16 protein-coding genes are annotated in these 17,590 nt (G+C 69.4%); 3 read left to right on the forward strand and 13 right to left on the reverse strand.

All coding sequences use genetic code 11. The features are described from left to right. Nucleotides 1-6 precede the first annotated feature (6 nt). The 8 genes from V2S04_RS13235 to rsmA form a co-directional block, all read right to left on the reverse strand. Complete coding sequence (locus tag V2S04_RS13235) at nt 7-1,398, reverse strand: threonine/serine ThrE exporter family protein (RefSeq protein ID WP_413638914.1); 1,392 nt, start codon at nt 1,396-1,398, stop codon at nt 7-9. A gap of 88 nt (nt 1,399-1,486) precedes the next feature. Beyond that, nucleotides 1,487-2,605, reverse strand: coding sequence for a substrate-binding domain-containing protein (locus tag V2S04_RS13240; protein ID WP_413638916.1), 1,119 nt, complete (start codon nt 2,603-2,605; stop codon nt 1,487-1,489). 42 nt (nt 2,606-2,647) lie between these two features. Continuing rightward, nucleotides 2,648-3,973 carry a multiple monosaccharide ABC transporter permease gene (gene mmsB / locus V2S04_RS13245; protein ID WP_413638917.1) on the reverse strand — a complete coding sequence of 442 codons (1,326 nt, stop codon included), beginning with the start codon at nt 3,971-3,973 and terminating at the stop codon, nt 2,648-2,650. Continuing rightward, nucleotides 3,970-5,490, reverse strand: a complete 1,521-nt coding sequence (gene mmsA / locus V2S04_RS13250) for a multiple monosaccharide ABC transporter ATP-binding protein (RefSeq protein WP_413638994.1) — start codon at nt 5,488-5,490, stop codon at nt 3,970-3,972. The genes mmsB and mmsA overlap by 4 nt, the downstream gene beginning before the upstream one ends. 157 nt (nt 5,491-5,647) lie before the next feature. Beyond that, entirely contained in the window at nt 5,648-6,661 is a 1,014-nt protein-coding gene (locus V2S04_RS13255; RefSeq protein ID WP_413638918.1) for a LacI family DNA-binding transcriptional regulator, read from the reverse strand. Between the two features lie 69 nt (nt 6,662-6,730). Beyond that, nucleotides 6,731-7,657 carry a 4-(cytidine 5'-diphospho)-2-C-methyl-D-erythritol kinase gene (locus tag V2S04_RS13260; protein ID WP_413638919.1) on the reverse strand — a complete coding sequence of 309 codons (927 nt, stop codon included), beginning with the start codon at nt 7,655-7,657 and terminating at the stop codon, nt 6,731-6,733. Next, complete coding sequence (mgrA, locus tag V2S04_RS13265) at nt 7,657-8,721, reverse strand: L-glyceraldehyde 3-phosphate reductase (protein WP_413638921.1); 1,065 nt, start codon at nt 8,719-8,721, stop codon at nt 7,657-7,659. Before mgrA ends, V2S04_RS13260 begins: the two co-directional genes overlap by 1 nt. 4 nt (nt 8,722-8,725) lie before the next feature. After that, entirely contained in the window at nt 8,726-9,592 is an 867-nt protein-coding gene (gene rsmA / locus V2S04_RS13270) for a 16S rRNA (adenine(1518)-N(6)/adenine(1519)-N(6))-dimethyltransferase RsmA (protein WP_413638922.1), read from the reverse strand. A gap of 44 nt (nt 9,593-9,636) precedes the next feature. Here rsmA and V2S04_RS13275 point away from each other — a divergent pair, with 44 nt between their 5' ends. Further along, nucleotides 9,637-10,887: an MFS transporter gene (locus V2S04_RS13275; protein WP_413638923.1), complete on the forward strand. Its 1,251-nt coding sequence runs from the start codon at nt 9,637-9,639 to the stop codon at nt 10,885-10,887. On the opposite strand, the gene V2S04_RS13280 is transcribed toward V2S04_RS13275, so the two are convergent. From V2S04_RS13280 to rsmI, 5 genes are all read right to left on the reverse strand, one after another. Next, nucleotides 10,884-11,468 carry a GNAT family N-acetyltransferase gene (locus V2S04_RS13280; protein ID WP_413638924.1) on the reverse strand — a complete coding sequence of 195 codons (585 nt, stop codon included), beginning with the start codon at nt 11,466-11,468 and terminating at the stop codon, nt 10,884-10,886. The two genes, V2S04_RS13275 and V2S04_RS13280, sit on opposite strands and share 4 nt — an antisense overlap. An 18-nt stretch (nt 11,469-11,486) precedes the next feature. After that, complete coding sequence (locus tag V2S04_RS13285) at nt 11,487-12,362, reverse strand: TatD family hydrolase (RefSeq protein ID WP_413638925.1); 876 nt, start codon at nt 12,360-12,362, stop codon at nt 11,487-11,489. Between the two features lie 6 nt (nt 12,363-12,368). Next, entirely contained in the window at nt 12,369-13,961 is a 1,593-nt protein-coding gene (metG, locus tag V2S04_RS13290; protein ID WP_413638926.1) for a methionine--tRNA ligase, read from the reverse strand. A gap of 174 nt (nt 13,962-14,135) precedes the next feature. Further along, nucleotides 14,136-14,744 (reverse strand): class I SAM-dependent methyltransferase, encoded by a 609-nt coding sequence (locus V2S04_RS13295; protein WP_413638927.1) that lies wholly within the window; start codon nt 14,742-14,744, stop codon nt 14,136-14,138. 118 nt (nt 14,745-14,862) lie between these two features. Further along, complete coding sequence (gene rsmI / locus V2S04_RS13300) at nt 14,863-15,678, reverse strand: 16S rRNA (cytidine(1402)-2'-O)-methyltransferase (RefSeq protein ID WP_413638928.1); 816 nt, start codon at nt 15,676-15,678, stop codon at nt 14,863-14,865. Between the two features lie 59 nt (nt 15,679-15,737). Between rsmI and V2S04_RS13305 the strand changes: the two genes are divergently transcribed. Together V2S04_RS13305 and V2S04_RS13310 are read left to right on the forward strand one after the other, a co-directional pair. Then, nucleotides 15,738-17,309 carry a dolichyl-phosphate-mannose--protein mannosyltransferase gene (locus V2S04_RS13305; RefSeq protein WP_413638929.1) on the forward strand — a complete coding sequence of 524 codons (1,572 nt, stop codon included), beginning with the start codon at nt 15,738-15,740 and terminating at the stop codon, nt 17,307-17,309. A gap of 62 nt (nt 17,310-17,371) precedes the next feature. Continuing rightward, the gene (locus tag V2S04_RS13310; protein ID WP_413638931.1) at nt 17,372-17,590 is read left to right on the forward strand and encodes a hypothetical protein; all 219 of its coding nucleotides are present in this window, start codon (nt 17,372-17,374) and stop codon (nt 17,588-17,590) included.

The raw sequence follows: 17,590 nt of genomic DNA on the forward strand, positions 1-17,590 counted from the left end.
CGATTCTCAGCGGATGCGGCCGCGGCGGCGCACGACGCTCTGCAACGTGTCGCGCACCGGGGCGCCGAGGACGAGGCCGAGGGATGCCCCGGATGCCAGCGCCAGGCCCACCGCGCCCGCCTGCAGCAGGTCGGCGAAGCCGAGGATGAGGCCGATGGGGTCGTCCTCCGCCTCGACGATGCCCAGCAGACCCCGGTACACGACCGATCCGGGCACCATCGGCACGATCGCCGCGGTGGTCACCGCGATCGACGGCACGTGCAGGCGATGCGCGACGAGCGTGCCGACGAAGCTGGCGATCAGCGCGCCCGCCGCGCTGGCGATGGGCACACCGAAACCGCCGGCCGCGCCGGCGCTGAATCCGCCCCACGCGATGGCGCCGAGCACCGCCGACACGAGGATGGTGCGCGAGGTCGCGCCGTTCCACACCGCGACGGTGACGGCGATCAGCACGACGCCTGCCACCTGCATCGTCCCCGGCCCGAGTGCCGGCGGTTCGGTCGACAGCGTGAAGCCGACGCCCAGCCGCTGCGCGAGGGCGACGCCGCCGACGATCCCGACGACGACGCCGAGGGTGAGCAGCGCGAGGTCGAGGATGCGCCCGCCCGCGGTGAGGGCGAAGCCGTCGATGGCGTCCTGCGCGGCGCCGACCACCGACATCCCCGCGAGCATGAGGACGATCCCGGCCGCGACGATCACGGCGATGCTCGCCTCGTCGAACGGCGCGACCCCCTGGGTGCGCAGCGCGTTGGTGGCGGCGGCGAACGCCGTGACCACGAGGGCGCCGGCCGCCTGCGAGAAGAAGAACGGCACGTGCATCCGCGCCATCCACCGCTGGGTGAGCGCCGCGCCGCACGCGGCGAGGAACGCGATGAGCGTCGTCACCCACGACGCTCCGTACAGCAGGCAGACCCCGACCGCCAGCAGCCCCTGGGCCAGCACGATCACCGTGGGCCGGTAGCGGAAGGGCGTGCGCCGAATGGCATGAAAGCGCACGCGCGCCTCGGGCAGCGCGAGGCCGGCCTCGATGTCGACCACCAGCGCCTGCAGCTGCTGCAGCTTGGCGTGGTCTGGCACGGGTGCGCGCACCACGCGGATGGCCGTGAAGGGCGCATCGGCTTCACCGCCCTGATACGACACGGCGATCGAGTTGAAGGTGATGTCGACGTGCACCGGGCGGATGCCGAGCGCGGCGGCGACGCGGGTCGCGGAGAGCACCACCTCGTTCGCCGCCGCGCCGACTGCGATCAGCGCCTCGGCGATGCGCATCGCGAGTTCGATCACCCGCCGGGCATACATCTCGTCGACGGACAGGATCGCCTGGGTCTCGGGCCGGGATGCGGCGTCGACGCGGATCGCCTCGACCAGGCGCATCCGCCAGTTCTTCTGCGCAGCCATCCCTCCATCCTCACAGAGGGACGGCGGCACACGCGCAGGCGGGCCGCGCGGGATGATCCCGCGCGGCCCGCCGTGTCGACTCGCGCGATTACTTGTACGACTTCACGATCTCGAGCAGGCTCGGGACGTTCTCGTACGCCTCCTCTGCGTTCTCCTTGGTGACGATCACCGGGTCGAGCAGGTACGCGGGAACGACCTTCTTGCCGTTGTCGTACTGCTCGGTGTCGTTGACCTCGGCCTTGTCGCCCTTCTGCAGCTGGCCGACCATCTTGATGGCCTGCTCGACGAGCAGCGTGGTGTCCTTGTTGATGGTGGAGTACTGCACGCCCTCCATGATCGACTTGACCGACTCGACCTCGGAGTCCTGACCGGTCACGACGGGAACCGGCTTGCCGGCCTGCTGGACTGAGGTGATGATCGCACGGGCGAGCGTGTCGTTGGGCGAGAGCACCCCGTCGACGGTCGCCGAGCTGTAGGTCGAGGTGAGGATCGAGTCCATGCGGCGCTGAGCGTTCTCGGCCTTCCACCCGTCGGTCGCCGTCTGCGCGATCTCGGTCTGGCCCGAGAGCACCTTCAGCGTTCCATCGTCGATCTTCGGCTGCAGCACGTCCATTGCGCCGTTGAAGAAGACAGCCGAGTTGGCGTCATCCGGCGAGCCCGAGAAGAGCTCGATGTTGTAGGGAGCCTCGTGACCGGCGTTGGCTGCCAGCCCGTCGAGCAGCGCCTGTCCCTGCAGCTGGCCGACCTTGAAGTTGTCGAATGCCACGTAGTAGTCGACAGCCTCGGTGTTCTCGATCAGCCGGTCGTAGGCGATGACGTAGGCGCCGGCATCCTTCGCCGCCTGCACCTGGGTGGTCAGCTGCTTGCCGTCCTTCGCGCCGATGATGATGACCTTGGCGCCGCCGGTGACCATCGCCTGGATCTGGTTCTGCTGCTCGGCCACCGTGTTCGAGGCGGGCGCATACTGCACGTCGGCCTTGAAGCCGGCCTTCTCGAGGCCGTCGGTGAACAGCTTTCCGGCGAGGACCCAGTTCTCACTGGTCTTGTCGGGGAGGGCGACGCCGATCGTGGCATCGGCCGGGAAGCCCGCGGCCTCGCCCTTGCCGCCGTCGCCGGCGGGGGTTCCGCCGCGCTCGGACGAGCATCCGGTGAGCATGAACGCGCCGGCGGCGACGATCGCTGTCGCCGTCAGGAGGATTTTCTTCATGTGATCTCTTTCTCTGGTGTTCTGCGGTGAAGGGAGTGAGAGCTACTTCTTGCCGGATTCCGGCGTGGTGGCCAGGGCCGGGAACGGCTCGGGATCGCGGCGTGCGAATCGGCGGGTGAGGAAGCCGATGACCGAGGGGCGGCCCTGCTGTTTGTTCCACACGTCGATGCCGACGGCGACCAGCAGCACCAGGCCCTTGATCATCGCGACGACGTCGGCGCCGAAGCCGAGCAGCGCGAGACCGTTGTTCAGGAAGGCCATCACGAAGCCACCGATGATCGACCCGATGACCGTGCCGATGCCACCCGACACCGCCGCGCCGCCGATGAAGACCGAGGCGATCGCGTCGAGCTCCCAGCCGTTGCCGTCCTGCGGACCGGATGCCGTCGCCCTGGCGACGTAGAGCATGCCGGCGAGCGCGGCCAGCACGGACATGTTCATGATCACGAAGAAGTCGACCCAGCGGTCCTTGACGCCCGAGAGCCGGGCGGCCTGCCGGTTGCCGCCGACGGCGTAGATGTGCCGGCCGAAGACGGTGCTGTTGGTGACGAAGCTGTACACGATCACGAGGACGAGGAGGATCACGCCCGAGACGGGGAAGCTGGTGCCTTCGCGGCCCGTGGCGAACTGCCAGCCGGCGAGCAGGATGATCACCGAGAGCAGCGTGACCTTGGTGGCGCTGACCCAGCCCGGCGCCATCTCCGATCCCATCCGTCGCTGCGCGCGGCGGGTCCAGATCTCGTGGAACACGATCCAGGCGACGCCGATCACGGCGAGGATCATGGTCGGCACGTTGAACGGCAGGGGCACCGCGACCTCGGGCAGGTATCCCGCGCCGATGTAGGTGAATTCGTTGGGCACGGGCACCGTGGTGGACTGCCCGATCCACTGGTTCGCACCGCGGAAGAACAGCATGCCGGCCAGTGTGACGATGAACGCCGGCACGCCGACGTACGCCACCCAGACGCCGTGCCACGCGCCCACCAGCACGCCCACGCCGAGGCCGATGAGGATGCCGCCCCACCAGGGGACGTTCCATTCGGCCATCGCCTTGGCGACGATGATCCCGGTGAACGCCGCGACCGATCCCACCGACAGGTCGATGTGACCCATGATGATCACCATCACCATGCCGATCGCCAGGATCAGGATGTACGAGTACTGGTTGACGACGTTGATGAGGTTGCCCGGCGAGAGGGTCAGGCCCTGGCCCTTCGCGATGAACGTCCAGATCTGGAAGAAGATCAGGATGACGATGAGGCTTCCGAGGATCCCGAACTGCCGCAGCGCCGAGCGGCCTCCGCCGCCGAACATCTTCTTGATGTCGCCGAGGTGGAACCGGCGGCGCTCTGGGGTGGTTTCGCTCATGCCTGTGCTCTCTGGGTTGCGGAGGTCATGCTGCGCATGAGCGCCTCCGGGGTGGCCTGGTCGGACGGGATGCAGTCGGTGACGCGTCCCTCGAAGACGGTGTAGATGCGGTCGGAGATGCCGAGAAGCTCGGGCAGCTCACTGGAGATGACGATGACGCCTTTGCCCTGGGCTGCGAGCTCGTTGATGATCGAGTAGATCTCGTACTTCGCTCCGACGTCGATGCCCCGGGTGGGTTCGTCGAGGATCAGGAGGTCGGGGTCGGTGAACATCCACTTGGCCAGCACGACCTTCTGCTGGTTGCCGCCGGACAGCTTGCCGACGCCCTCCTCGACCGACGGGGTCTTGATGCGCAGAGCCTTGCGGTAGCGTTCGGCGGTCGCGAACTCCTGGCGCTCGTCGACGACCCCTCGTGTGGCGATCTTCGACAGCTTCGCCGCGACGATCGAGCGCTTGATGGTGTCGAGCAGGTTGAGGCCGAGCACCTTGCGGTCTTCACTGACGTACGCGAGCCCGTGCTTGATCGCGGAGGCGACGTCGGGCAGGGCGATCTCGCGCCCGTCCTTGATCAGGGTGCCGGACTGCAACAGTCCGTAGGAGCGCCCGAAGATGCTCATCGCGAACTCGGTGCGCCCTGCGCCCATGAGCCCGGCGATGCCGACGACCTCGCCGCGGCGCACCTCGATGCTCGATCCCTTCACGACCATGCGCTCGGCGACGGTGGGGTGCTGCACCCACCAGTCCTTCACCTCGAAGAACACCTCGCCGATCTCGGGGGTGCGGTCGGGGTACCGGCTCTCGAGCGAGCGCCCGACCATGCCGCGGATGATGCGGTCCTCGTTGATCTCGCCGCGGGAGATGTCGAGCGTCTCGATGGTGCGGCCGTCGCGGATGATGGTGATCTCGTCGGCGATCTGCTCGATCTCGTTGAGCTTGTGACTGATGATGATCGACGTGATCCCCTTGGCCTTCAGGCCCAGGATCAGATCGAGCAGATGCTGCGAGTCGTTCTCGTTCAGCGCGGCGGTCGGCTCATCGAGGATCAGCAGCTTGACGTCCTTGTTGAGCGCCTTGGCGATCTCGATCAGCTGCTGCTTGCCCACGCCGAGGTGCTTGATCGCAACATCCGGGTCCTCATCGAGACCGACGCGCGCGAGCAGCTCGACCGCACGCTGCTTCTGGGCCTGCCAGTCGATGGCGCCGAAGCGGCGGATCTCGTTGCCGAGGAAGATGTTCTCGGTGATCGACAGCTCGGGGATGAGCGCGAGCTCCTGGTGGATGATCACGATCCCCGCACTCTCGCTGGCCGCGATGTCCTTGAACCGCTGCTCCTCGCCGTAGAGCACGATGTCGCCGTCGTACGTGCCGTACGGGTAGACACCCGAGAGCACCTTCATCAGGGTGGACTTGCCCGCGCCGTTCTCGCCGCAGATGGCGTGCACCTCGGCGGTGCGCACCGTGATCGAGACGTCGGCGAGCGCCTTCACCCCGGGGAACTCCTTGGTGATGCGACGCATCTCAAGGATCGGGCCTGCGACGCTGGGCAGCGTAGTCGTTATGCTCACGGATCTTCCTCGACACGGATGGCGGTGACTCAATGTGACCGTTCACATTGGCTAACTCATGATGCGCCGGGATCGACGCACTGTCAAGTGGCCGTCGCCGATCGCGATCTCAGTGTGATGATGTCGATTCGCGCACGCGCAGCTCAGGCTGCAGCGCCCCGAAGACCGGCCGCGTCTCTCCGCGGATCTCGGCGAGCAGCATGGCCACCGCCCGGCGCCCCACCTCATGGAAGTCCTGGTGCACGGTCGTCAGGGTCGGCGCGACGTGGGCGGCGACCGGGATGTCGTCGAACCCGGCCACGCTGACGTCGTCCGGAACCCTCACGCCGAAGTCCCGGAAGCCGTGCATGAGCCCGATCGCCATCAGATCGTTCGCGGCGAACACGGCAGTGAAGTCCACCCGCCGCGACAGCTCGCGGCCCGCGAAGTATCCGAAGTCGGCGGTCCAGTCCCCGCGGATCGGCGGGAAGGTCGGGCGATCGGCATCCCGCAGCGCCTCGAGATATCCGCGCATCCGCGATTCGGCCTCGATCCAGTCCTGCGGCCCTGCGAGATGCAGGATCTCGGAGTGGCCGAGCGAGATGAGGTGCTCTGTGATCATCCGTGCGCCGTGCACCTGGTCGGCCGCCAGCGTCACACCGTCCGACCCGGAAGCCGTCTGCAGGCTGACGAAGGGCACGGATGCAGCCATGCCGCGCAGCACATTGAAGACGCGCACCTGAGGGGCGAGCACGACGATGCCGTCGACATGCTCGCGCACGAGCTGGCGCACCGCCGTGCCGATCGCCTCTGGTGTCGTGTCGGTGAGGTTCAGAGTCGAGACCGAGTAGCCCTCGGCCCGCGCCGCCTCCTCGATCGCGACGATCGCCGACGCTGGACCGAATTCGCCCACGGTCGCGGAGAGGACGCCGAGCGTGTTGGATCGGCTGGTGACCAGGGCGCGCGCGGCGAGGTTCGGGCGGTAGTCCAGCACCGAGATGGCGTCGAGCACCTTCGCCTTCGTCTCGGGCCGGATGCTCGGATGCTCGTTCAGCACGCGAGAGACGGTCTGGTGCGACACCCCGGCGAGGCGTGCGACGTCGCGGATGCTGGGCGTTCTGGCGCGTTCAGAGGCAGCAGTCACGGCATGCCTCCTCGCATGTGTACGGTCACATCGCTCGCACAATCATGACACGCGAGATGCCGGGGTGCATCAGTCGATGATGCGGGCGCCCGGCACGGCGCCGTGCACGTGCAATGCGCGCCGGCCGGTGTCGTGCAGCTGGTCCTGCAGCGACCGCGCGTGCTCCGGGCCGTCGCACAGCAGGGCGATCGTGGGCCCGGAGCCCGAGACCAGGCCGCCCAGCGCTCCGAAGCGGATGCCGTCGACAAGCGTGGCGGCGAGGTCGGGGCGGTCGACGACGGCTGCCGCCTCGAGATCGTTCAGCAGGGCGGGCGCGAGCTCGCGCGCCTCCCCTGCGCGCAGCGCCTGCAGTACGGGCAGCGGCACGTCGAGCGACAGCGGCGGGTCGTCCGCGACGGCACCCTCCTGCGCGCGCAGCAGGTCGAGCTTGGCGTACACCTCTGCGGTCGAGAGCCCCTGCTCGCTGAGCACCAGCACCCAGTCGAAGCGTCCCCGGGCGAGCGCCGGGGTGAGCTCGTCACCGCGACCGGCGCCGACCGCGGTGCCCCCGTGCAGCGCGAACGGCACGTCCGCTCCGAGGCGCGCGGCGAGCTCGTGCAGCCGCTGAGCGCCCAGGTCGGTGCCCCACAGCGCGTCGCACGCGACGAGGGCGGCCGCGGCATCCGCCGAACCGCCGCCCATCCCGCCCGCCACGGGGACACCCTTGCGGATGCGCAGGTGCACGCCGGCATCCACACCCGCCGTCTGGGCGAGCAGCTTCGCCGCGCGCATCGCCAGGTTGCGGTCGTCGAGCGGCACCTCGGAGACGTCGACGTCGCCGTCCACCTCCAGCGTGAACCCGTCGGCGCGGCTGGCGTGCACGTCCTCGTACAGCGACACCGCCTGGAACACCGTCGCGAGGGAATGGTATCCGTCGTCGTGCCGCGGCCCGACGCCCAGGTAGAGATTGATCTTGCCCGGCGCGCGCACGTGCACGGCATCCGGCCGCGGTGCCATCACAGCTCCGACGAGACGGACCAGAGGTTCACATCGATCCCATGGGCGAGCGCGTCGATGGTCGTGAGCTCGTCGTCGCTGAACGCCGGACCGTCGACGGCGGCGATGTTCTCGTCGATCTGCTCGGGCCTGGACGCGCCGATCAGCGCCGAGACGACAACGGGGTCGCGCAGCGTCCACTGCAGAGCCATCTGCGCGAGCGTCTGCCCGCGCTCGGCGGCGATGTCGTTCAAGCCACGCAGCACGGCGAGGCCCTCTTCGGACACCGGCCGGTCGGGCAGCGAGCCGCGCTTCTGGGCGCGCTCGGCCGTGCCGTCGCCGAGGTACTTCCCGGTCAGCAGGCCCTGCGCCAGTGGTGTGAAGGCGATCGCCCCCATCCCCGCTGTGCGCAGCGCGTCGGTGAGGCCGTCCTCGACCCAGCGGTTGAGGATCGAGTAGGAGGGCTGGTGGATCACCAGCGGCGTGCCGAGGTCGCGCGCCACGGCGACCGCCGCTGCGGTGCGATCGGCGCTGTACGACGAGATGCCGACGTACAGCGCCTTGCCCTGTCGCACGAGCGTGTCGAGCGCGCCGATGGTCTCCTCCACCGGCGTGACGGGGTCGACGCGGTGCGAATAGAAGATGTCGACGTAGTCCAGGCCCATGCGTGCGAGCGACTGCTCGGCGCTGGCGAGGATGTACTTGCGGCTGCCCAGGTCGCCGTACGGGCCGGGCCACATGTCGTAGCCGGCCTTCGACGAGATGATCAGCTCATCGCGGTACGGCGCGAAGTCCTCCGCGAAGATGCGACCGAAGTTCTTCTCGGCCGAGCCGTACGGCGGGCCGTAGTTGTTGGCGAGGTCGAAGTGCGTGATGCCGCTGTCGAAGGCGTGCCGCAGCAGCGCGCGCTGGTTGTCGAGCGGGATGTTGTCGCCGAAGTTCCACCACAGCCCGAGGGAGATGGGCGGCAGGTAGAGGCCGCTCGTTCCGACCTGGCGGTAGGCGAAGCGCTGGTAGCGCTCGGCGGCCGCGGCATACGGCCGGTGGAGCTCGGGGACATCGGGGCGGAAGCGCGGTTCGGTCACGTTGTCAGGCTATCGGCACCTGCGCCGCATCGGGATGCACCAGAGCGATGCGGTGGTAGTCGTCGACCGTGAGGTCCTCGCCGCGTGCGGTGGGTGCGACACCGGCGGCTTCCAGCACAGCGGATGCCGCCGCGGAGCCCCCGTACAGACCCGACAGCGCCTGGCGCAGCATCTTCCGGCGCTGGTTGAACGCGGCGTCGACGATCTCGAAGGTGCGTCGGCGCTCGGTGTCGTCGCCGCGCGGCTGCTCGTCGCGCACGAAGCCGACCAGCAGGCTGTCGACATTGGGCACCGGCCAGAACACCTGCCGCGAGACGGTGCCGCACAGCCGCCAGGGACCGTACCAGGCCGCCTTCACGCTGGGGGCGCCGTAGATCTTCGAACCCGGCTTCGCCGCCAGGCGCTCGGCGACCTCGGCCTGCACCATCACCACGCCGCGCTGCAGGTGGGTGAACGTCTCGAGGAAGTGCAGCAGCACCGGCACCGAGACGTTGTACGGCAGGTTGGCGACGAGCACGGTCGGATCGCCGGGCAGCTCGGTGACCCGCATGGCATCGGCATCCACCACCGTCAGCGCACCGTCCGCGACGCCGCGCTCGCGCGCAGTCTGCGGCAGCCGTTCGGCGAGGCGATGGTCGATCTCGACGGCGGTGACCGCCGCGCCCGCCTCGAGGATCGCGAGGGTCAGCGAGCCCAGCCCCGGGCCGATCTCGACGACCCGCTCCCCCGGCTGCACGCCCGCCGCGTGCACGATCTTGCGCACCGTGTTGGCGTCGACGACGAAGTTCTGCCCCAGCTTCTTGGTGGGGGTGACGTCGAGCTCGGCGGCAAGACGGCGGATCTCGGTGGCGCCGAGCAGGGAGACGGTCATGGTTCCATTCTCGCGCATCCCTCCTCGCCCCTAAGATCAAGCGAGTGACCGCTGTCGGAGAGCTCATCGCACCACGCCGTCTCGGCCGCGACTTCCGGTGGCTGATGTCGGCGGCGTGGACGAGCAACATCGGCGACGGCATCGCCCTGGCGGCCTCTCCCCTGCTGATCGCGTCGATGACGTCGTCTCCGGTCCTGGTCGCCTCGGGCGCCATGCTGCAGTTCCTGCCGTGGTTGCTGTTCGGTCTGCACGCCGGAGCGATCGCCGACCGCGTGGAGCGGCGGATGCTCGTGATGTTCGCGCACGGCATCCGGGCCCTCATCGTCGCCGCTCTCGTCGGATTCCTCGTGACCGGCACCGCGAACATCGCGATCGTGCTGGTCGTGTCGTTCCTGTACGGCACCGCGGAGGTGTTCGCCGACACGAGCACGAGCACCCTGCTGCCGATGATGGTGAAGCCCGCCGACCTCGGCATCGGCAACGCGCGGCTGCAGGCCGGCTTCCTCGTCGCCAATCAGCTCGCCGGGCCTCCGCTCGGCGCCTTCCTGTTCGCCGTCGGGTCGTTCTGGCCGTTCCTCGCCCAGGTGCTCGCGGTGTCGGTGGCGCTCGTGCTGATCTCTCGCATCGCGCGCCAGCCTGTCCCGCCGCGCGGGGAGCCGACCCGGGTGCGCCACGACATCGGGCAGGGTCTGCGATGGGCCTGGCACCACAAGCCGGTGCGCACGCTGATCGTGATCATCCTGGCGTTCAACGTCACGTGGGCCGCCCCGTGGGGCATCCTCGTGCTCTACGCCACCGAGCACCTGGGCATGGGGCCGGTCGGCTTCGGCGCGCTGACCACTGCGTCGGCCGTCGGCGGGCTGCTGGCGACGCTGAGCTTCGGCTGGCTGGAGCGCCATGTCTCGTTCGCGACGCTGATGAAGGTGTGCCTGTCGCTCGAGGTGCTCATGCATCTCGGCTTCGCGCTGACCACGAACGGCGTGGTCGCGATGGCGATCATGTTCGGCTTCGGCGCGTACGCCTTCGTCTGGGGCACGATCTCGACGACCGTGCGCCAGCGTCTCGTGCCACACGAGCTGCAGGGTCGGGTCGGGTCGGTGAACATGGTCGGCGTCTTCGGCGGCATGGTACTCGGTCAGGCGCTCGGCGGACTCATCGCGCAGGCGTGGGGACTGACGGCGCCGTGGTGGTTCGCGTTCGCCGGGTCGGCGCTGACGCTCGCGCTGATGTGGCGGCAGATCTCGCACATCGCCGCCGCCAGACCAGCGCTCGACGACGACGCCGTGGCCGCTTAGCGCTCGGCGAGGCGTGCGGCGAGCCCGCTGCGCACCGCCGGCCACTCGTGCGGCAGGATCGAGTACGCCGCGGTGTCGCGCAGCGACCCGTCCGGCATGATGCGATGGCTGCGCAGGATGCCGTCGAGCTTGGCCCCGAGGCGCTCGATCGCGGCACGCGACTGCCTGTTGTGGAAGTGCGTCATGAGCGCCACGGCGATCGCGTCGCACGCATCGAAGGCGTGGCCGAGCAGCAGCCGCTTCATCGCCGGGTTGACCTCGGTGCCCTGGGCCGGCACGCCGATCCAGGTGTAGCCGATCTCGACACGACGGTTGGGCTGATCGATGGTGCAGAACGTCGTCATGCCGACGACCTCGCCGGTGTGCAGCCGGCGCACCGCGAACGGGTTCATCGCACCCGCCTCACGCAGTGCCAGCCGGCGGTCGATCTCGGCGGGCACCTCGTCGGCGGTCGGCACCGAGGTGTACCAGGCGGGTCTCAGCGTCGCCGCGGCACGGCTCAGCTCATCGGCGTGCGCGTGGTCGAGCGGCTCCAGCCGCACGAACGCATCCTGCAGGGTGATCTCATCGAGAAAGCGCACCCCAGCAGGTTAGCGGGATCAGGCGAAGGGCCCGTACACCGCGAGCGTGTTCGCCGCGAGCCGCGCGCACAGCTCGTCGACGTCGACGTCGAGCTCGGCCGCCATGAAGCGCACCGTGAGCGGCACGAGATACGGCGCGTTGGGTCGCCCGCGCAGCGGCACCGGGGTCAGGAAGGGCGCGTCGGTCTCGACGAGGATGCGCTCCAGAGGCGTGACCTTCAGCGCGTCGCGCAGGTTCTGCGCGTTCTTGAACGTGATGTTGCCGGCGAACGACAGCCAGTACCCGGCATCCGCCGCGACCCGCGCCATCGCCTCGTCACCCGAAAAGCAGTGGAACACGGTCTTCTCGGGTGCGCCGACGCGGGTCAGCGTTTCGAGCACGTCGTCGTGCGCGTCGCGGTCGTGGATCTGCATGGCGATGCCGTGCTTCTTCGCCAGCGCGATGTGCGCCTCGAACGACTCGTGCTGCGCGGGCCTTCCCGGCTCGTCGGTGCGGAAGTAGTCCAGCCCGGTCTCGCCGATCGCCCGCGTGCGCGGGTGCGCGGCGAGCTCGTCGATCACCGCGATCGCCTCGTCGAGGCTGCCCTCGGCCGCGTAGGTCGGCGCGTCGTTCGGATGGATGGCGACGGCGGCGAGCACCCGGGGGTCGGATGCCGCGGCATCCACCGCCCACCGAGACGACTCGATGTCGCCCGACGCCTGCACGACCCCGGCTATGCCGACGGCCTCGGCGCGATCGAGCTGCTCCGTCAGGCTCAGCGGCTCGACGCCGTCGGTGATCTCCAGGTGCGCATGGTTGTCGTACACCGGCACCACCAGCGGCTCGGGGGCCGCCGGGTACCGCAGGTCCTTGCGGCCCTCTGTCGAGCGCTCGCGCACGTAGGTGTCAGCCATGCGCGATCAGGCGGTCTGCTCCACCCGCGGGAACAGCGGGGCGAGCGTCGACACCGTGGTGCCGGGCGCGAGCGTGCCCCAGGCACCTGCCTCGCGGATCGGCTGCGCGGTGAGCTCGCCGAGCGAGCCCTGGGCGCCGAGGGCATCCCACAGCTTGGCCGTCGACTGCGGCATCACCGGTGACAGCAGCACGGCCAGAGCGCGCAGGCCCTCCGCGCACGTGTACAGCACGGTGCCGAGACGCTCACGCTGCTTCTCGTCTCCGCCGTCCGCCTGCTTGGCGAGCGCCCACGGCTCGTTCTCGGTGATGTAGAGGTTCAGGTCGTCGACGATCGTCCAGATCGCGTCGATGGCCTCATCGATGCGGAAGTGCTCGATCGCCGCATCCGCCGCGGCGGCGGCATCCGTCACCTTCTTCTGCACGACGAGGTCGCGCTCGGTGTACTCGGAGGGCGCCGGCACGACGCCGTCGAAGTACTTCTGGATCATCGCGACCGTGCGCGAGGCCAGATTGCCGAAGCCGTTGGCGAGCTCGGCCTGGTAGCGGGCCGAGAGGTCCTCCCACGAGAACGAGCCGTCCTGGCCGAACGCGATCGCGGAGAGGAAGTAGTAGCGGTAGGCATCCGAGCCGAACACGTCGGTGATCTCGGTGGGCGCGATGCCGGTGAGCTTCGACTTCGACATCTTCTCGCCGCCGACGAGCAGCCAGCCGTGTGCGAAGACGCCCTTGGGCACATCGAGCCCGGCGGCCATCAGCAGCGCAGGCCAGATCACGGCGTGGAAGCGCAGGATGTCCTTGCCGACGACGTGATACGCGGGCCAGCGGCGGGCGAAGTTCGCGTCGTCCTCGCCGTAGCCGACGGCGGTGACGTAGTTGAGCAGGGCGTCGACCCACACGTAGATGACGTGGGACTCGTCCCACGGCAGCGGGATGCCCCAGTCGAAGGTCGACCGAGAGATCGACAGGTCCTTGAGGCCCTGGCTCACGAACGAGACGACCTCGTTGCGCGCGGAATCGGGGCGCACGAAGTCGGGTTCGGTCTTGTACAGCTCGAGCAGCCGATCCTGGAACTCGCTGAGCTTGAAGAAGTAGTTCTTCTCCTGCAGCAGCTCGAGCGGCTTCGAGTGGATCGCGCAGACCTTCAAGCCTTCGAACGGACCGGTGCCGTCGACGATCTCGGACTCGGGCTTGAACTCCTCGCAGCCCACGCAGTACAGCGCCTCGTACTCGCCCGCGTAGATGTACCCCGCGTCGTACAGCTTCTGGAAGAACACCTGCACGTTCTTCTCATGCCGCTGCTGCGTGGTGCGGATGAAGTCGTCGTTCGCGACGTCGAGCGTGTTCAGCAGCGGGAACCAGCTCTCGCCGACGAGCTTGTCGACCCATTCCTGAGGCGTGACGTTGTTCGCCGCGGCGGCGCGCAGCATCTTCTGGCCGTGCTCGTCGGTGCCGGTGAGCATCCAGGTGTCGTCACCCGCCTGGCGGTGCCAGCGCGACAGCGTGTCGACGGCCACCGTCGTGTACCCGTGACCGATGTGCGGCACATCGGAGGGGTAATAGATGGGCGTGGTGATGTAGAAGGACTCGCCTGCGGGCATGCTCACGATTCTAGGCGGGAACCGCGGGCGCTTCTGATTCGTGACCTGGCGGTGCGGGCACGAGCGGAGGCGTGCGCCCGGCGCGGGGATGTGCGCTTGACGCGGAGCGGATGCGCGGATTCGTCCGCGCGAAGCGCACCTCTCCGCGCGAAGCGCACGGAGCGGGCTGGCGCGTCAGGTGCGGGTGGCGGTCACGGACGCGTGGGGGCGGCTGCTGGGCTCGCCGGGGGTGCGCTCCCGGCGCTCGCGGGAGGTGACGGCGAAGCCGGCCTGCTCGAGCAGCGGCTGCAGGGCATCCGGGGTCCAGAAGTACGCCGTCGTGACGGCGTGGTCGAACGTCTCGCGCGCCGGGCCGTCGAAGAAGCCGATCAGGATGCTGCCGCCGGGTGCCGTCACCCTCGCGAATTCGGTCAGGATCGCGGGAAGCGCCTCGGGAGGGGTGTGGATCAGCGAGTACCAGGCGAGGATGCCGCCGAGAGAGGCGTCCGGCAGCGGGAGCGCCGCGAACGAACCCTGGCGGAACTCCAGCTCCGGATACGCGCGGCCGGCGTGCGCGATGAACTCCGTCGAGAGGTCGATGCCGAGCACGCCCCGTGCGCCGTCGTGCAGGAAGCGCGTCCACTGGCCCGGTCCGCATCCGGCATCCAGCAGCCGCCCCGGCGTCGCGTCGCGCCACGCGGCGATGCGCGCCCGATCCCGAGCATCCGTCTGCGCGATGTCGCTGAGCAGCGCGACATACTCCGCCGCGCGCACGTCATACGCCGAACCGATCGTCTCAGTCACAAGACCGCCCTCCGTCGAGAGCACGGGACGTCACCGAACGGACGGGTCGTTCGCGTGAACAAGCCGTTCACTCGCCGAGATGCCGTGCTCTCGACGAGGAGAGTGGGGAGCGGGCGCATCAACGGGCGGCGAGCGCGGCCTGGTAGAGGTCGCGCGACGACAGGCCGGTGGCGGCGGCGACCTCGGCGCACGCCTCTTTGAGGCGGGTTCCGGATGCCACGAGCGCCTGCACCTGGGTGAGCGCGTCGTCGGCGGAGACGGCGACCGGGGCCGCGCCCTCGACGACCACGACGATCTCGCCCTTTACGCCCTGCTCGGCCCAGGCGACCAGCTCGGATGCCGTGCCGCGGCGCACCTCCTCGTACAGCTTGGTCAGCTCGCGGCAGACGGCGACGCGCCGCGCATCGCCGAACGCCGCGCCCATGTCGGCGAGCGAAGACGCGAGCCGCGACGGCGACTCGAAGAACACCATCGTGCGCGGCTCGCTCGCCAGCGCGGTCAGCACCGAGCGGCGCTCCCCCGGCTTGCGCGGCAGGAAGCCCTCGAAGGTGAACCGGTCGGTGGGCAGGCCCGAGATCGCGAGGGCCATGAGCACGGCGCTCGGCCCCGGAATCGCCGTCACGGTCACGCCGCGCTCGACGGCGGCGGCGACGACGCCGTAGCCGGGGTCGCTCACCGCGGGCATCCCGGCGTCGCTGACGACCACGACGTCGTGCTGCTCCGCCATCTCGGCGAGCTCGGCCGCCTTCTGCTTCTCGTTGTGGTCGTGCAGGGCGATCAGACGCGGACGGTTGTCGATCTTCAGCGCCTGCAGCAGCCGCTGCGTGGTGCGGGTGTCTTCGGCGGCGACGACGTCGGCGTTCTCGAGCACCTCGATCAGACGGCGCGACGCGTCGCCGAGGTTGCCGATCGGGGTCGCGGCGAGGATGATCACCCGACCAGCTTAGGCGGGCGCCGTCAGCCGATCCGAAGCGGATTGCCTAGGCTGATCTGGTGACCCTGCCCGCGCCCCCGACGCCGCCGCGCTCTGCGACCCGCGGGGAGCGACTCATCGCGTCGGCACTCGCGGATGCCGCCCGATCCCGGGCCCTGAGCTGGCTGGCCCCGCTGCTGGTCACCCTGCTCGCGGCGGTGCTGCGGCTGACGAACCTCTCGCATCCGCACGAGATCATGTTCGACGAGACCTACTACGTCAAAGACGCCTGGTCGCTGTGGAACCTCGGCTACGAGGGCACGTGGGGCGACGGCGCCGATGCGGCACTGCCGCAGGGCGACGACTCCGCCATGCAGACGGCCGGGTCGTATGTCGTGCATCCGCCGCTCGGCAAGTGGATCATCGCACTCGGCATGGCCCTGCTGGGGCCCGGATCCAGCGCCGGCTGGCGGCTCACGACGGCCGTGCTCGGCTCGCTCACCGTGCTGGTGCTGTACCTGGTCGCGCTGCACCTGACCCGCTCACGGGTGTTCGCGACCATCGCGAGCGGTCTGCTCGCCGTCGACGGACTCGGCATCGTGATGAGCCGCATCGCGCTGCTCGACGGTGTGCTCACGTTCTTCATCCTGCTGGGGTTCCTGTTCGTGCTGCTCGATCGGGATCGTTCCCTGCCGCTGCTCGACGCGCGGATCGTCGCCCGGCGGCGAGCGGATGCCGACGACGCGCCCGTACGTCTGACCGGCCCGGTGCTGTGGTCGCGGCCCTGGCTGATCGCGGCCGGCATCGCGCTGGGGGCAGCGTCGGCGGTGAAGTGGTCCGGCCTGTACGCCCTGGCCGTCTTCGGTCTGTACGTCGTCATCACCGATGCCCTGGCCCGCCGCCGAGCGGGCATCCCGCTGTGGCCGAGCGATGCCGTGCTGCGCCAGGGTCCCGTTTCCTTCGTGCTGATGGTGGGCCCGGCGCTGCTGACCTATCTCGTGTCGTGGACCGGCTGGCTGGTCACGGCGGGAGGCTACGACCGCGGCGCCGACGCGAACCCGCTGGTCGCGCTGTGGAAGTACCACGAGTCGATGTACGGCTTCCACATCGGCCTGGCCAGTCCGCACGCCTACGCGAGCCCGGCGTGGCAGTGGCCGCTGCTGCTGCGACCGACCGCCGTCTGGGTGGGCTCCGAACCGACCGGCTGCGGCACCGAGCACTGCATCGCGGTGATCTCGTCGGTGCCGAACCCGCTGATCTGGTACGGCGGCGTCGCTGCCGCCCTCTATCTGCTCTACCGCTTCGTGCGAGGACTCATCGAGCGCGCACCGCTGGGCCCCGCGCACACGGTGGCCCTGGTCGGCCTGCTCGCCACCTATGTGCCGTGGCTGCTCGTGCCGAACCGCACGATCTTCCAGTTCTACACGGTCGTCATGGTGCCGTTCCTCATCCTGGCGCTGACCGTGGCGCTGCGTGAGCTCGCCGGCCGCCGCTCCGCCGGCCTGCACCGCCGCACCGCGGGGCAGCGCACGGTGACCGTCTATCTCGTGATCGTCGTGCTCGTCTCGGCGTTCTTCTACCCGGTGTGGACCGGCATGAGCGTGCCCTACCCGTTCTGGCTCATCCACAACTGGCTGCCGGGCTGGATCTGACCCTCGGGCGACCGCGGCCTGCCGGGATGCCGTGTGCAGCGGCCGACCGGCATACTCGTCCCATGCCCGCACCACATGGATTCGAGCACATCGTCCGCGGCGACGAGGTGGTGATCCTGCACCACGGCATCCGGGCTGCCACGCTTCGCGGCGCGAAGGCCGCCGATTTCCTCAACCGCGTCGAGACCGGCGATCCGCAGCTGCTGATGGCGCGCCTGACCGGCGACTACCGACGCGGCAACGAGCGCGCCGCGCGCCGGCATCCGCGCAACGCGGGCTGA

This window comes from Microbacterium sp. OR21 (assembly GCF_047306785.1).
In the GTDB taxonomy this organism is placed as follows: domain Bacteria; phylum Actinomycetota; class Actinomycetes; order Actinomycetales; family Microbacteriaceae; genus Microbacterium; species Microbacterium esteraromaticum_E.

Bases quoted from the DNA above. Each gene is read 5' to 3' on its own strand.
- rsmA (WP_413638922.1), bottom strand. From the start codon at position 9,592: ATGACCGTCTCCCTGCTCGGCGCCACCGAGATCCGCCGTCTTGCCGCC.
- V2S04_RS13235 (WP_413638914.1), bottom strand. From the start codon at position 1,398: ATGGCTGCGCAGAAGAACTGGCGGATGCGCCTGGTCGAGGCGATCCGC.
- metG (WP_413638926.1), bottom strand. From the start codon at position 13,961: ATGCCCGCAGGCGAGTCCTTCTACATCACCACGCCCATCTATTACCCC.
- V2S04_RS13260 (WP_413638919.1), bottom strand. From the start codon at position 7,657: ATGGCACCGCGGCCGGATGCCGTGCACGTGCGCGCGCCGGGCAAGATC.
- mmsA (WP_413638994.1), bottom strand. From the start codon at position 5,490: ATGCGTCGCATCACCAAGGAGTTCCCCGGGGTGAAGGCGCTCGCCGAC.
- V2S04_RS13310 (WP_413638931.1), top strand. From the start codon at position 17,372: ATGCCCGCACCACATGGATTCGAGCACATCGTCCGCGGCGACGAGGTG.
- V2S04_RS13240 (WP_413638916.1), bottom strand. From the start codon at position 2,605: ATGAAGAAAATCCTCCTGACGGCGACAGCGATCGTCGCCGCCGGCGCG.
- mmsB (WP_413638917.1), bottom strand. From the start codon at position 3,973: ATGAGCGAAACCACCCCAGAGCGCCGCCGGTTCCACCTCGGCGACATC.
- V2S04_RS13285 (WP_413638925.1), bottom strand. From the start codon at position 12,362: ATGGCTGACACCTACGTGCGCGAGCGCTCGACAGAGGGCCGCAAGGAC.